This is a genomic window from Polaromonas vacuolata, assembly GCF_012584515.1.
Lineage (GTDB): Bacteria > Pseudomonadota > Gammaproteobacteria > Burkholderiales > Burkholderiaceae_C > Polaromonas > Polaromonas vacuolata.
Genome location: NZ_CP051461.1, coordinates 791,493 through 805,296 on the forward strand (window position 1 = coordinate 791,493; position 13,804 = coordinate 805,296).

Consider the following 13,804-nt stretch of genomic DNA (forward strand, 5'->3'; position numbering starts at 1 on the left):
TGGATGTTGCTGAGCGAGGAGTCAAAAATGATTAGGGCGCTATCAATAGTGCGGAACGCTGGTGTCAAGTTGGTTCGACCAAGCTTGTATTCCGCCCTGTAAATTGACCACCGCACTAAAACCGTTTTGGGCTAAAAAACTGGCGACGCGCTGACTGCGTATGCCGTGGTGGCAAAGGCAGGCTATTGGCTGATCGCCGTCGAGAGCATCTTGTAGCTCACTCAGGCGAGCCGATATCTGACCCATGGGAATGTGCAACAGCGTGAAACCGTCGGGCTGTACGGATGCGATTTGTAATTCCCAGTTTTCTCTAACATCGAGCACTATGGGCTGGATTTTCTCAGCAGTCGATTTTGCGTCGGCGCTGAGGGCAACGTCGCGCCAGGCTAGAAAATTTGCAGGGTTGAGTTGAAGTGTCATTAGGCTTTTTCAGGGACTGATTAAAAGCTAAAGCGCGATGGCTCGGGGAAGTTTTGCAAGCGCGGCGCGACAGTGTCCCAGGCTTGCGTGGTGCGCCAGGCTTTCTCGCCAACCCGGGTAATCAGTGAGTGGCGCATCATGGGCTCAAAGCCGACGATGGCGCTTAAGCGACCACCAATTTTCAGCATGGACAGCAAAGCATCGGGTACTTTGGCCACTGAGCCGCTCAGCACGATCACATCAAACGGGCCTTGTAGCGGGTCGGTGTTGGAGACGGCTTTGGCGATATTGGCAGCGCCATCGCCGGTGCGTACTTCGGCGTTGTGAACGCCAGCATTAAGCAGGTTCTCACGCGCTATTTCGGCTAAATCGGCATCAATTTCTAAGCTGATCACGCGCTGGCTGCGGTGCGCTAGCAAGGCCGCCATGTAACCAGTGCCGGTGCCGATTTCCAGCACTGATTCGTGTTTTTGAACGCTCAGATCTTGCAGTATGCGGGCTTCAACTTTGGGCAACAACATGCACTGGTCGGGATGCTTGGCGAGTGCTTCAGTCAGTGGAATTTCAAGGTCAGCAAAAGCCAGTGCACGGTGGGCTGCGGGTACAAAGTCTTCACGCTTGACAATTGCCAGCAGGGAAAGAATTTGGCTGTCAAGCACTTCCCAAGGACGGATTTGCTGCTCAATCATGTTGAATCGGGCTTGTTCGTAATTCATGTTCTACCTGTGTTTGGCATGGGGAAGGGAAAGCGCTTGCAGCGTGGATTAAACCGAAACCTAGCTAGAAAACCAAGCTTCAAACTGAGCTGGCTTAAAACGCTGAATTAATGTTGCTGTTTTTGATTTTAGTCACTGCCGGACGCTGCCTTGCCAAACCTGCGCTTGAGCCACTGTGCGAAGTCATCCAGATAGCAATACGTCACCGGCACAACCACCAGTGTTAGCAGCGAGGAGGTGATAACCCCGCCTATCACGGCCTGGCCCATGGGGGCGCGCTGCTCCGAGCCTTCGCTGAGTGCCAAGGCCAACGGCAGCATGCCAAAAATCATCGCCAAGGTGGTCATCAAAATTGGCCGCAACCTGACTTTAGCGGCCATTAGTAACGCTGCATTGCGTGCCATGCCGGGTTGATTCAGGCCGGCTTCATCGATGTGCGGCTGGCGCAGGCGGATGGCAAAGTCGATCAGCAAAATCGCATTTTTGGTCACCAAACCCATCAGCATGACCACGCCAATCACCGAGAACATGGACAGCGTAGAGCCAAACAGCAGCAATGACACGACCACGCCTATCAGCGTCAGCGGCAGCGAAGTCATCAGCGCCAAGGGCTGCAAAAAGCTCTTGAACTGGCTGGCCAGAATCATGTAGATAAACAGCATGGCCATAATCAGTGCCGAGATGGCGTAACCAAAAGACTCCGCCATATTTTTAGTCGAGCCATTAAAACGGTAACGGTAGCCGGGCGGGAACGACATGGTGTCCAACGCTTTTTTGATTTCGTCAGAGACCTCGCCGGCCGATCGGTTCTGGGTGTTGGCATTGACCGCCACTTCACGCGTGAGATCGCGTCGATTGATCTGATCTGGCCCGGTGGTCTCTTTAATATCGGCGATCTGACTGAGCTGTATGGTGCGGGCCGAGCCATCAGCGTTATTACCCAAGCTGCTGCTGGTAAAGGCCAACCCGGCCAGGTCTTGTGGCGAGTAGCGTGACTCGGGCGCTAGCCGCACGTTGACGTCATAGGTTTGGTCATCCGGCGCACGCCAATTGCCCACCGTCTGACCGGCCAACAAAATACGCAAGCTATTGCCGACCTGCGCCACAGATAAGCCTAAGTCACTGGCGACACCACGCCGCATATCAACTTGTATCACCGGCTTGTCGGCTTTGACGCTAGAGTCCAGATCGACCAGACCAGGAATTGTGCTGATGCGGTCCCTGACTTGACGACTCAGGCGCTCTAACTGCCTCAGGTCTGGGCCTTGTAATGAAAACTCTATGGTCTTGTTGCCGCCCACCGAATCGAGTAGGCCCACATGGGTAACGGTGATGCCGGCAACTTGTTTAAGGCGCTCGCGCAGCACGCTTGACATTTGGTCCACGCTGCGCTCGCGCGCTTTGCGATCGACTAAGCGCAGATAGACGCTGGTGTACATTTTCCCCACTGCATTGCCGGTGTTGATGGTGGCCAGTGAGTAGCTCACTTCGGGGAACTCGGCCACTATGGCTTGGACTTGACGCGCTTTGGCCTCGGTTGCCTCTAGCGATGAGCCGGCTGGTGTGTAGAAGTTAAGCGTGGTTTCGGAGTAATCCGCTTTCGGCACAAACTCTGTGCCCAGCAGCGGCAGCATGAAAATACTCAGCAGAAAAATGCCTACTGCTAGCGCCAAAGTGCTGAGTTTGTGCAGCAGTGCCAAGCTCAAAATGCTTTGATAGCTGCGGCTAATGCTGTCGGTGGCGCGCGCAAACCATCCCGTCACGCGGCCCAGCGTTTTGCCATACAGGGAATTGTCTTGGCCTTTGTGGCCTAGGCTGGGGTCGTGCCAGATGCTGGACAGCATGGGGTCTAGCGTAAAACTCACAAACATAGAGATCAGCACAGCAGAGACTATGGTGATGCCAAACTCGTGAAAGAATTTGCCTATGATGCCGCCCATAAAGCCAATCGGTAAAAACACCGCCACGATAGACAGCGTGGTGGCCAGCACCGCCAGACCGATTTCTTGTGTGCCGTCTAGTGAGGCTTGGTAAGGCGACTTGCCCATGTGCACATGGCGAACAATGTTTTCTCGCACCACGATGGCATCATCAATTAACAGCCCGACGCAAAGAGACAGCGCCATTAACGTAATCATGTTGATGGTGAAACCAAACATGTTCATAAACAAAAAAGTACCGATGATGGAGATCGGCAAGGTCAGCCCGGTGATCACCGTCGAGCGCCAGGAGTTGAGAAATAAAAACACAATCAGCACCGTGAGCAGTGCGCCTTCGACCAGCGTGCGGCCAACGTTGGCAACCGCCACGCGTATCGCGCGCGAGCTGTCGGTGACTAGCTCTAGGCGCACGCCGGGCGGTAGTTGTGGGGCCAACTCGCGCAGCGCAAGATTAAGTCCATCGACCACTGCAATAGTGTTTTCGTCCTGGGCTTTTTGTACTGTCAGCAGCAAGGTGCGCTGACCGTTGTAGAGCGCTAGGCTGTCGATTTCTTGTGATCCATCGCTGATACGTGCGACTTGCGCTAGCGTGATGGGCGCGCTGCTGCTGGCGGATGGCTTGCGTGTGATGATGATGTTGCCGAAGTCTTCTGGGCGCTTCATGCGGGCGTCTATCCGGACCGATCTTTCTTGCGTCAGTGAGCGTATCGCGCCTAGCGGCAGGTCTTGGTTTTCGCTGCGGACGGCGGCCACCACCTGGTCGGCGGTGATGCCTAGCGCCTGCATGGCTTGTGGCTTAAGGTAGAGGTTGATCTCGCGCTTGCTGCCGCCCACCAAGGTGACTGAGCCGGCACCGCGTACGTTTTCTAAACGCTTTTTCAGAACCTGATCGGCCCAATTGGTCAACTCGACTGCCGACATAGTCCCTTTGGCTGGATCGGGCAGTACGGCAACCGACCAGACGGCGCGGCTAGACGGATCAAAGCGCAGCACCCGTGGCTCTTTGACTTCATCCCGCAGGGTGGGGCGTATGGCGGCGATTTTCTCGCGCACATCTTCGGCGGCGCGGCGACCGTCTACATAGAGTTGGAATTCCAAAATGATGATGGCTTGGCCTTCATAGCTGCGCGAGCTGAGCGAGCTGATGCCGGCTATCGAGTTGACGCCTTCTTCGATTTTTTTCGTCACCTCACTCTCGACAATTTCCGGTGCGGCGCCCGGATAGTCGGCGGTGATCACCACTACTGGCAGATCAATATTCGGAAATTGGTCTACCTGCATGCGCTGGTAGGAGAAAAACCCCAACACCACAATAGCCAGCATGACCATGGTGGCGAAGACCGGATTTTTCAGACTAACTTTTGTGAACCACATGCTGGGCGAACTCGCTTGGTTGGGCTTTTTTAGACTTGATTAAACGCTTTGGCGATGCTTTAAGGCGCTGCTACTGCAGGGCTTGTTGGCGTCATGGCTGGTTGGGTAATGCGCAGCGGCAAGTCAACACTTAGCAGTCCTACGTTGCCGCGCAGCACGCTGTCTTGATCGTCAACGCCTTGCACCGCGACCACAGCTTGCCCGGCGTTCATGCCGCGTACGCCGAGTTGTACATTGCGATGCGCTATGCGCTGGTTGCTGTTAATTTGCACATAGGGTTGGGGCTTATCGGTGCGCACACTGCTGACTGGTAAAGCCAGCAGCCGCACACTGCTGGTCCCCAAGCTGCCTTGTGCATACATGCCTTGGCGCAAGCCTGGCACGCTTGGCAAGCTCAGGTAGACCAATACGCTGCGGCTACCGGCTTGTGCGCTAGGGTTAATCCGCACCACTTGGGCGGACAAAGTTTGGCTCAAACCCTCAACCCGTAACTCAGCCGTTTGACCGACTGCCACTTGGAGTGACTCTGCGGCGCTCAAAGACGCTTCTAGCTCTAAGCGACTGAGATCAATGATTTCTACGATTTTGCTGTCAATCGCTAAACGCTCGCCGGTTTGCGCTAGGCGCTGCGAGATTTGGCCGGCAATCGGTGCGCGTATCAGGCTGTCATCGAGCGTTTTGGCGCTGATGTCGCGGCCAGCCAGTGCGGCTTTGTAAGTTGATTGCGCCGCGCTTAGGCTAGAGAGCGAGGTCTCTAAGCTGTTTTTAGAGATAAAGCCTTGCTCAACCAGCGCTTGGTTGTTGGCGTATTGGCGCTGCGCGATGTCGAGTTGTGCTTTAGCGGATTCTGCCTGCTGCTGGGTCTGGCGCAAGCTTGCTTGGTATTGGCTGGCATCAATCTGGGCTAGAACTTGGCCGGCCTTGACGAAGTCACCTTCTCTGACCTTGAGGTTGAGCAGTTCGCCGGCGACCCGGGCTTTGACGACGGCACTGTTGACGGCTTTTATGCTGCCCGAAATAGCAACGCCCTGACTGATGTCAAGCACTTGTGCTCGAACTAGGTCACTTTGCGCCAGCTCGACAGTACTCAACGCTAATTGATGGGTCGTCATCGAAGCTACTGCTTGTCTTTGAGTCGCTCGCTTATCCAGCGCGCGCCAGACGCCGGCGCTCAGTATCAGCAGCAGCACCAAAGCCAAGGCCCATTTACCCCGGTTATTTTTAAAGCTATGCATAAGATAGAAAGTAAAAGAATTTCAAGAGCGTCGTCTTGTGCAAAAAATCAATTGCGTAAATGTAGCCTCTTCGATGCGCCCGTCCTAGCGCTTAGACGTTTATCCCTTGGCGACTAAAAAAGTTGATCACTAATGCCCAAGTTCAAGCCAAGGCCTTGCTCAGCCGCACTCGCTTGATCGCCGTTGCTAACTGCCGCTAGCTCGCTGCCAAGCTTGATCAGTGAGCCAGCCCGCACACCAATCAGTCGCAAGCGTTGCTCTAACGGTACGCGTTTGAGGCACTGACCGGCAGCACGTCGAATGGCGACGGCCTCACAAGTGTAGGCATCTAAGGTCAGGTCTCGGGTGGCGATTTTGAAGTCGTCATAGCGAAGCTTGATACCAATTGTCTTTGCTTGATAGCCTTTGTTTTGCAAATCCTGTGCGATGCGCTGGCACAGCGTGGTGAAAATTTCGCCCAGTTCGGCTTTGTCGCGTACCGCATGCAAGTCGCGCGAGAAGGTGGTTTCGCGGCTCATGCTGACAGGCTCGCTATGGGTCACCACTGGTCTGTCGTCACGGCCCCAAGCCACGGCGTGCAGCCAAGCGCCAGTCGCTTTGCCGAATTTTTCAATCAAGAGAGTTGGCGCTTGCGCTGCCAGCTCACCTATGGTTTTTACACCGATAGCCGCGAGTTTTTCATCCGCTTTGGGTCCTATGCCATTGACCTTGCGGCAGGGTAGGGGCCAGATTAAGTCTTGTAAATCGGCGGTGTGAATGATGGAAATGCCATTCGGCTTATTGAATTCACTGGCCATTTTTGCCAGCAACTTGTTCGGCGCCACGCCTATCGAGCAGGTCAGCCCAGTGGCTTCTTGTATGGCTTTTTGAATCAAGCGGGCCAGCACCCGTCCGCCTTCTCTTTGGCCACCGGCTACCTCGGTAAAGTCTATGTAGACCTCGTCTACGCCGCCTTCTTGAACCTCCGGTGCGATGTCTCGAATAATGCGTTTAAAAAGCCGAGAGTAGTGCCTGACTTCCTCAAAGTCCACTGGCAGCAAGATAGCTTGCGGGCAAAGTTTGGCGGCCTTCATCAAACCCATCGCCGAGCCAACTCCAAACTGCCTGGCCGCATAGCTGGCGGTGGTGATGACGCCGCGGCCAACATAGCCCTCTAGCAGAGGGAAGTTGGCAATCGGTATAAAGCGCGGCTCGCGTTCACCGTGTGCTTCTAGCAAATCCAAGTCGGCTTGGCGTTTGCCGCCGCCTATGACCACCGGCAGGCCTTTGAGTTGTGGGAAACGAAGTAACGCGACTGACGCGAAAAACGCGTCCATGTCTAGGTGGGCGATGCGGCGGATAGGAGGTGTCACTGGGTAAGCATAGCTTGCATAGCGGTGACTTCTATCTACCTACCTACTGACACCATTTCGCAGGCTGAGGTCGACCTTTTTCGTTTGGCCTATACCGGGTAAGAGCCCGGCAGCAATATGCCTTTGTCCACTTTGTTGATATCCGTGCGGCCGCAAAAAGCCATGCTCAGATCGAGTTCTTTGTGAATGATCTCCAAGGCCTTGGTGACGCCGCTTTCACCCATAGCGCCCAGCGCATACAACATGGCCCGGCCAATATAAGTGCCTTTAGCGCCCAAGGCGGTGGCCTTGAGTACGTCTTGGCCCGAGCGTATGCCGCCGTCCATATGCACTTCTATTTTGTCGCCCACCGCGTCAACAATCGCTGGCAGTGCATGGATGGAGGATGGCGCCCCGTCTAGCTGACGCCCGCCATGGTTGGAGACGATGATGGCATCAGCGCCGGTTTTAACCGCGATTACCGCATCTTCTGCATCTTGCAAACCTTTGAGAATGAGTTTGCCACCCCAACGGTTTCTGACCCATTCAATGTCGGCCCAACTGAGTCGGGGGTCGAACTGGCTGGCGGTCCATTCGGACAACGAACCCATGTTTTCAATCCCTTTGACATGACCAAAGATATTGCCAAATTGACGCCGCTGCGTGCCCAACATGCCTAGGCACCAGCGCGGCTTGGTCATCAGATTAATGATGTTGGCCAGTGTTGGCTTGGGCGGTGTGGACAGTCCGTTGCGCAAGTCTTTGTGGCGCTGACCTAGGATTTGCAAATCTAAAGTGAGCACTAACGCAGAGCAACCCGCAGCTTTGGCGCGGTCTATCAAACGGCCAGAAAAGTCTCGATCGCGCATCAGGTAGAGCTGAAACCAAAACGGGTGGTTACCGGTTTCTTTGGCCACGTCTTCGATAGAGCAAATGCTCATGGTCGAGAGGGTAAAAGGAATACCGAATTTTTTCGCCGCACGTGCCGCCAGAATCTCGCCATCCGCATGCTGCATGCCAGTCATGCCGGTGGGTGCAATCGCTACAGGCATGGCGACTTTTTGGCCAATCATCTCGGTCGCTGTAGAGCGGCCATCCATGTTGATACCAACCCGTTGGCGCAGCAGTATTTTTTGGAAGTCGCTCTCGTTGGCGCGGTAAGTGCCTTCGGTCCACGAGCCTGAATCGGCGTAGTCGTAAAACATGCGCGGTACGCGTTTTTCTGCCAACACGCGCAGGTCTTCAATGTGGGTAATGACGGTCATGGGGTCTCCTGTTGACCCATGTTAATAGCTGGGACAGGAAACTAGCGTGAATACAACTTTGAGCTGATTGAATTTATTTCCATGCCGCGTCGGCGCTCGGTAGGCTCGGCGCGGCTGGAGTGTTGGCGCGTTAGGCTGCGTCAGGAATCGCCGCATTGCGCCGCGGATCATGTTTTTCTAGCACGGTGGCGACTGCGCGCTTGAGTTTTCCAGTCGCACCGGTGATGGCTTGGTGAGCGGTGGCTGCGCGGTCTTTCACGACGACCGGCTCCAAGCCAACTAGTCGAGCTTCAAGGGTGCATTGAATCTCATCAGGCGTGCTTTTGGCATGGCTGTTTTCGTCGGCCAGATGAGCCTCCACGCGTGTGATCTGCTCACCAAATCGACCCAGCGCGTCTTTGACAACGCTGCTCAGGTGATCGGCCATGGGTTGGCCGCCATCAACATGGGGATCGGTATGGAGTAAAACTTGCATTGAGCTTCTTTCTTTGATGGCTGTATGCGGCGGGTAAGTGCCGCCTTGTAGCCGGATGGTGGCGGGCGCCTCGCCTTGGCCTAATGTTCTTTGGGAACATCTCCATGCTAACGCGGGAAACCTGACATCACAAGTTTGCGGGTAAGGCGTTGAGGCTATTGCGTGTAGGCCAAGGCCTTGGCCCAATAAACAAGGGCTAAATTTATCGCACCCATTTAGGCGCCTAGGAACTCACCGACTGGCTTGAGTTCGTCGACCCGGTCGCAAATCGCTTTAACTATCATCAGTATCGGTATGCCTAACAGCAGCCCCCACACGCCCCACAGCCAACCCCAAGACAGCAGGCCAACAAACACCGCCACTGGGTTCATACGACTGGCGCGACTGGTTAGCCAAGGCGTGATCAAGTTACCAATAATGGCATGTATAAACAGCGAAGCGCCGCCCACCAGTAAGGCCATGTTGATGCTGCCAAACTGCAAAAATCCAATTAGTGAAGAGGCTGCAGCCATCGCCAGTGAGCCTATATACGGCACCAAATTGAGCACAGCCGCCACCACGCCCCATACAACCGCGTTTTCCAATCCTATTAAGGCCAGTGCAAGACCCGTGAGCAGACCGACCAAAGCGCTGGTGAACAGTTGCACTTGCAAATAGCGCTGAATTTGGCCAGTGATTTCGTCAAGCACTTGGAGTGTGATTTTTTTCCGCGCTCGGCTAGTGCCCGTTAACTTGATGAGCTTGCGCCTAAAGGTGTCGCCCGAGACCATTAAAAAATAAGTCAGAAACACCACCACGGTGAACTGTCCGGCAAATTGTGCAAAACCCAGTGTGCTGGTCCAGAGGTAGTCGGTAATTTTAAAGCGCGGCGACTCGACCACCACCCGCATCGCACCCTTGCTGGTGGTGATGGGGCTGGCATCTTGGGTCGCCTGTTCGAGTTGAGTGGCGGCTTTTTGCATGGTCGCTAGCGTGCCTTCAGACTTATTTGGTCTGTCTTTCAGTGCATGGGTAAATTTCTGCGTTGCCGCAGGTATTGCATTGATCAGACTGCCGGCCTCGTCGCTAAGGACGTAAGCGCTGCTGCCGATGGAGCAAAAAATAGTCAGCAGCAGCAACGCCGCACTCAGCCAGCGCGGCATGCGGCGTTGCTCTAACCAGTTAATCACGGGTGACAGCGCGTAGCTAAGAATTAGGCCCAACATCAGTGGTATGAAAACCGCTCTCGCCCATTGCAATACCCACAAGCTGGCGAACAAGGCCATGACGAGTAGCGACAAGCTGCGCACGTGCATGGGCAGCTGAATCAGGGGCTCGGTTTCTTGGACGGGTAGTTTTTCTTTGGCCGACATGCTGCCGGTACTGTCCTCTGTGGATGCCGGGATACGGGCCGGTTGGTTGTCGGGTTGTACGTCGGACATTTTGTCGGCTAGGGTCATGCAGTTTCCTCTGTCGCGGAGTTGGATGTCTGTTCAAGCTTGCCGGTTGGCCTCAAGATTTTCATTTGCTGCTATTGGCGTTATTAGCGCTGTTTGGATTAGACCTGTGCTGCACCCGGCAAGCTGTAGGACGTTCGCCTCAAGGTCTCTAGGCCTAAACTGAAAGCGCTTGGCGCAACGTAACCAGCTGGCGTCGCGAAACAATCAAGGCTTCGTCCTTTAAGCCATGCAGATGAATAGTCCAAATTTCACCATCCACCGGGTCTACCTGCTTTTCAAGTACGCGCATAGCTCGCCTAGCGACTAATGCATTGCGGTGTATGCGCACAAATTGCGCGGAATATTTCTCCTTTAATTCACTCAGCGAGCCCTCCCAGATAAAGCTGCGTGCAAGTGTGCGAACCGTGATGTATTTGAGTTCAGCTTTGAGGTAGATCACGCTGGACAGCGGCACGCGTTCAGTGCGGCCTCGGTCTTGAATGATGAGCATGTCTGAAGCGGCGCTGCCTTCTTGCGCCAGAGACAATGACAGTTGATGCTCGACTTTTTGCAGCGCTTGCTGCAGTCGCTCTTGGCGTACCGGCTTGGTCAGGTAGTCCGCAGCACTTAAGTCGAAAGCGGCTAACGCATGCTCTGCATGCGCGGTCACAAACACCACCGCAGGCGGTTGGTTTAAACCTTGAGAGGTGCGTATGGCATGGGCCAGCGTCAAGCCGTTAATACCGGGCATGCCAATGTCCAGTAGCACTAAATCAAAGTGCCTGGTTTGCAGAGCCGCCATGGCTTGGCTGGCATTGGCCGCTTCGGCCAGCACCTGTGCGCCGGGTGCATTGCAATTGGCAAGCAGACTTTTTAGGCGCGAACGCGCCAAGGCTTCGTCATCGACCAATAAGGTTTTAAGCATCATGCGGGAATCTCCAAACAGACCTGAAAAATACCGTCTCTGTAGACGCTTTGAAAGTGCGCCTGCACATCGTGCAGCAGCGCCAAGCGCTCGCGCAGATTAGCCAAGGCGAGACCGTTACCGCGCTCACCACTGCCCGCTGGCATGGTGTTGCTGACTTTTATGAGCACCACAGAGCCACGTCTGAGGCTGGTGATTTTGAGCTCTGCACCATCTGCGCTGGGCTCGACGCCGTGGCGTATCGCGTTTTCAACCAGCGGTTGCAGCAGCAGCGGCGGCACTCTGGCTTGATCAGCCCTAGGGTCAATCTGCCATGTCACGCGAAGACGTGCGCCAAAACGAATTTCTTCGATCGCAAGATAACGCCGTGCCAAAGCGACTTCTTGTGCCAACGTGTCGGATTCAGCTGGGTTTGCCAGCGCGCTTCGAAATAATTCGCTGAGATCTTCCAATACGGCTTCGGCCTTAAGCGGCTGCTCGCTGACCAAAGCGATAGCGGTATTTAAGGTGTTAAATAAAAAATGCGGGCGTATGCAAGATTGCAACTCACTTAGCCGGGCCGTCGTTGCCGCTGGCATGCGCGCCTTAGCGCGCCAAAACAGCCAGCTCAGCAAAACGGCCGAGAGCAGCAATCCGGCCGCCATGCTGGCCAGCCAAGGCGGTGAGGTCAGCAGATTCACTAATGCCAACATGGCGCAGCCATAAAGGCCGGCTGCAGCGCCCAAGCTCAAGCCGCTTAACCAGCGCAGGCGTGGTGAGCGATTTTGCAGATATTTTTCAACGCCGCAGGCGGCAATCAGCCAAGCCAGTGTTGCCGGTAGCATGCCGACGCTGAGCAGGGAAAAGTGTTGTATCCAGTCTTGTGGACCAGCACTTTCAAACCCGGCGGCAACGCCGGCGATAGTGCTGGTAAACAACACGGCTCTGAGTGCTACGCCGATATGGCAGGGAGTGAGCGAGGGGTGGGTCATGGCGCTGGGTAGCAACAAAGTTATGTATTGGTCGGTACGGAGAAATGTGACTGCAAACGTTTTACCGGCTGGCCTTGCTTTAAAGGTGTGCAAAGAGTCAACGAGGGCACTTTTTTTGGCTTGTTGTGGCGTACAGATAAAATCAAACTGTGTTTAGCGCGCTTTGCACTAAAAAAAGCCGACATTCTTTAAACCTAAGCCTGCGGATTTGTTTTTTTAAAACCGGCAGCCCCGGCCTCAGGTCGTCCTCCCAGAAAGTTTCCCTTGAACCAATTTGATAAAAAATCCCAAGCTTGGTCGGCTCTGTTTTCCGAACCCATGAGCGATTTGGTCAAGCGCTACACCTCCAGTGTTTTTTTCGATAAACGCCTCTGGCAAGCCGATATTGAAGGTTCGCTGGCGCATGCGGAGATGCTCGCCGCGCAAGGCATTATTGGTCAAGCCGACCACGCTTTGATTGCCCAAGGTCTGGCCCAAATCACGCAAGAAATCGAGACCGGCGCATTCGAGTGGAAGCTCGATTTAGAGGATGTGCACTTAAACATAGAAGCGCGCCTGACCCAGTTGGTCGGCGACGCCGGTAAACGCCTGCACACCGGTCGCAGCCGCAACGACCAAGTCGCTACCGATGTGCGGCTCTGGCTGCGCGGTGAGATTGATCAAATCACAAACTTGATGACTGACTTGCAGCTTGCGCTGATAGGCTTGGCTGAGAAAAATGTCGATGTCATCATGCCCGGTTTTACCCATTTGCAAGTCGCTCAGCCGGTCAGTTTTGGTCACCATATGTTGGCCTATGTTGAGATGTTCTCGCGCGATGCTGAGCGCATGCAAGAGATCCGTCGGCGTGTAAACCGTTTGCCGCTGGGCGCTGCAGCGTTGGCCGGCACTAGCTACCCGCTGGACCGCGAGCGAGTGGCCATCACGCTCGGAATGCTCGATGCGCAAGGTCAGCCAGCTGTGTGTCAAAACAGTCTTGACGCGGTCAGTGATCGGGATTTTGCGATTGAATTTACCGCTGCCGCTAGTTTGGCCATGGTTCACATCAGCCGCATGAGTGAGGAGCTTATTTTGTGGATGAGCCAGAACTTTGGCTTTATTCAGATTGCTGACCGTTTTACAACCGGAAGCTCCATCATGCCGCAAAAGAAAAATCCTGACGTGCCAGAACTCGCGCGTGGAAAGACTGGCCGCGTAGTTGGTCATTTGATGGGTTTGATCACTTTGATGAAAGGTCAACCATTGGCCTACAACAAAGATAATCAAGAAGATAAAGAGCCCTTGTTCGATACCGTAGATACGCTCAAAGATACGTTGCGAATTTTCGCTGAAATGGTGGGCGGTCAACTTGACGCGCAAACCGGTTTGCGTACCGGCGGCATCAGTGTCAAACCCGAAGCCATGGAGCGCGCTGCACTGCGCGGCTATGCCACGGCGACTGATTTGGCCGACTATTTGGTTAAAAAAGGTCAGCCATTTCGCGATGCGCATGAGACCGTCGCACATGCCGTTAAAGCGGCAATCGATCATGGCGTGGATTTGTCTGAATTGCCGCTGGCTGTGCTGCAGTCGTTCAGCGCGGCAATTGAAAAAGATGTCTATGAATGTTTGAGTCTGCGCGGCTCTTTGAATGCCCGCAATGTGCTGGGCGGCACGGCACCGGTTCAAGTCAGGGCGCAAATTGCGCGGCATAAAATTCGGCTGGCTTGATAAGCATTTTCAGTAGCAGGACTG

General features: G+C 54.6%; 11 protein-coding genes. 1 reads left to right on the forward strand and 10 read right to left on the reverse strand.

Features of this window, described 5'->3' with window-relative positions:
- Window positions 1-42: 42 nt before the first annotated feature.
- The 10 genes from HC248_RS03735 to HC248_RS03780 all read right to left on the reverse strand — a co-directional run bounded on the left by HC248_RS03735 (window position 43) and on the right by HC248_RS03780 (window position 12,163).
- Window positions 43-420 (reverse strand): rhodanese-like domain-containing protein, encoded by a 378-nt coding sequence (locus HC248_RS03735; protein ID WP_168921332.1) that lies wholly within the window; start codon window positions 418-420, stop codon window positions 43-45.
- Window positions 421-440: 20 nt separating this feature from the next.
- Window positions 441-1,136 carry a protein-L-isoaspartate O-methyltransferase family protein gene (locus HC248_RS03740; protein ID WP_168921333.1) on the reverse strand — a complete coding sequence of 232 codons (696 nt, stop codon included), beginning with the start codon at window positions 1,134-1,136 and terminating at the stop codon, window positions 441-443.
- A 128-nt stretch (window positions 1,137-1,264) separates the two neighbouring features.
- A complete protein-coding gene (locus HC248_RS03745; RefSeq protein WP_168921334.1) occupies window positions 1,265-4,450 on the reverse strand; it encodes an efflux RND transporter permease subunit in 3,186 nt (1,061 codons plus the stop codon).
- Between the two features lie 59 nt (window positions 4,451-4,509).
- Window positions 4,510-5,685, reverse strand: a complete 1,176-nt coding sequence (locus HC248_RS03750; protein ID WP_168921335.1) for an efflux RND transporter periplasmic adaptor subunit — start codon at window positions 5,683-5,685, stop codon at window positions 4,510-4,512.
- A gap of 113 nt (window positions 5,686-5,798) precedes the next feature.
- Entirely contained in the window at window positions 5,799-7,001 is a 1,203-nt protein-coding gene (locus HC248_RS03755; RefSeq protein WP_168923651.1) for a Y-family DNA polymerase, read from the reverse strand.
- Window positions 7,002-7,126: 125 nt separating this feature from the next.
- Complete coding sequence (locus HC248_RS03760) at window positions 7,127-8,281, reverse strand: alpha-hydroxy acid oxidase (protein WP_168921336.1); 1,155 nt, start codon at window positions 8,279-8,281, stop codon at window positions 7,127-7,129.
- A gap of 130 nt (window positions 8,282-8,411) precedes the next feature.
- On the reverse strand, window positions 8,412-8,756 hold the full coding sequence (locus tag HC248_RS03765; RefSeq protein WP_168921337.1) for a hypothetical protein: 345 nt from the start codon (window positions 8,754-8,756) through the stop codon (window positions 8,412-8,414).
- Between the two features lie 215 nt (window positions 8,757-8,971).
- A complete protein-coding gene (locus HC248_RS03770) occupies window positions 8,972-10,195 on the reverse strand; it encodes an AI-2E family transporter (RefSeq protein WP_238342706.1) in 1,224 nt (407 codons plus the stop codon).
- A 154-nt stretch (window positions 10,196-10,349) separates the two neighbouring features.
- Window positions 10,350-11,102 (reverse strand): LytR/AlgR family response regulator transcription factor, encoded by a 753-nt coding sequence (locus tag HC248_RS03775; protein ID WP_168921338.1) that lies wholly within the window; start codon window positions 11,100-11,102, stop codon window positions 10,350-10,352.
- Window positions 11,099-12,163, reverse strand: a complete 1,065-nt coding sequence (locus tag HC248_RS03780) for a sensor histidine kinase (RefSeq protein WP_337778959.1) — start codon at window positions 12,161-12,163, stop codon at window positions 11,099-11,101. The genes HC248_RS03775 and HC248_RS03780 overlap by 4 nt, the downstream gene beginning before the upstream one ends.
- 171 nt (window positions 12,164-12,334) lie before the next feature.
- On the opposite strand from HC248_RS03780, the gene argH reads away from it, so the two are divergent.
- Window positions 12,335-13,780, forward strand: coding sequence for an argininosuccinate lyase (gene argH / locus HC248_RS03785; RefSeq protein ID WP_168921339.1), 1,446 nt, complete (start codon window positions 12,335-12,337; stop codon window positions 13,778-13,780).
- The last annotated feature ends 24 nt before the right edge of the window (window positions 13,781-13,804 follow it).

Coding starts and splice junctions, on each gene's coding strand:
- HC248_RS03735 (WP_168921332.1), bottom strand. CDS start 420: ATGACACTTCAACTCAACCCTGCAAATTTTCTAGCCTGGCGCGACGTT.
- HC248_RS03770 (WP_238342706.1), bottom strand. CDS start 10,195: ATGACCCTAGCCGACAAAATGTCCGACGTACAACCCGACAACCAACCG.
- HC248_RS03760 (WP_168921336.1), bottom strand. CDS start 8,281: ATGACCGTCATTACCCACATTGAAGACCTGCGCGTGTTGGCAGAAAAA.
- HC248_RS03755 (WP_168923651.1), bottom strand. CDS start 7,001: ATGGACGCGTTTTTCGCGTCAGTCGCGTTACTTCGTTTCCCACAACTC.
- HC248_RS03775 (WP_168921338.1), bottom strand. CDS start 11,102: ATGATGCTTAAAACCTTATTGGTCGATGACGAAGCCTTGGCGCGTTCG.
- HC248_RS03750 (WP_168921335.1), bottom strand. CDS start 5,685: ATGCATAGCTTTAAAAATAACCGGGGTAAATGGGCCTTGGCTTTGGTG.
- HC248_RS03745 (WP_168921334.1), bottom strand. CDS start 4,450: ATGTGGTTCACAAAAGTTAGTCTGAAAAATCCGGTCTTCGCCACCATG.
- HC248_RS03765 (WP_168921337.1), bottom strand. CDS start 8,756: ATGCAAGTTTTACTCCATACCGATCCCCATGTTGATGGCGGCCAACCC.
- HC248_RS03740 (WP_168921333.1), bottom strand. CDS start 1,136: ATGAATTACGAACAAGCCCGATTCAACATGATTGAGCAGCAAATCCGT.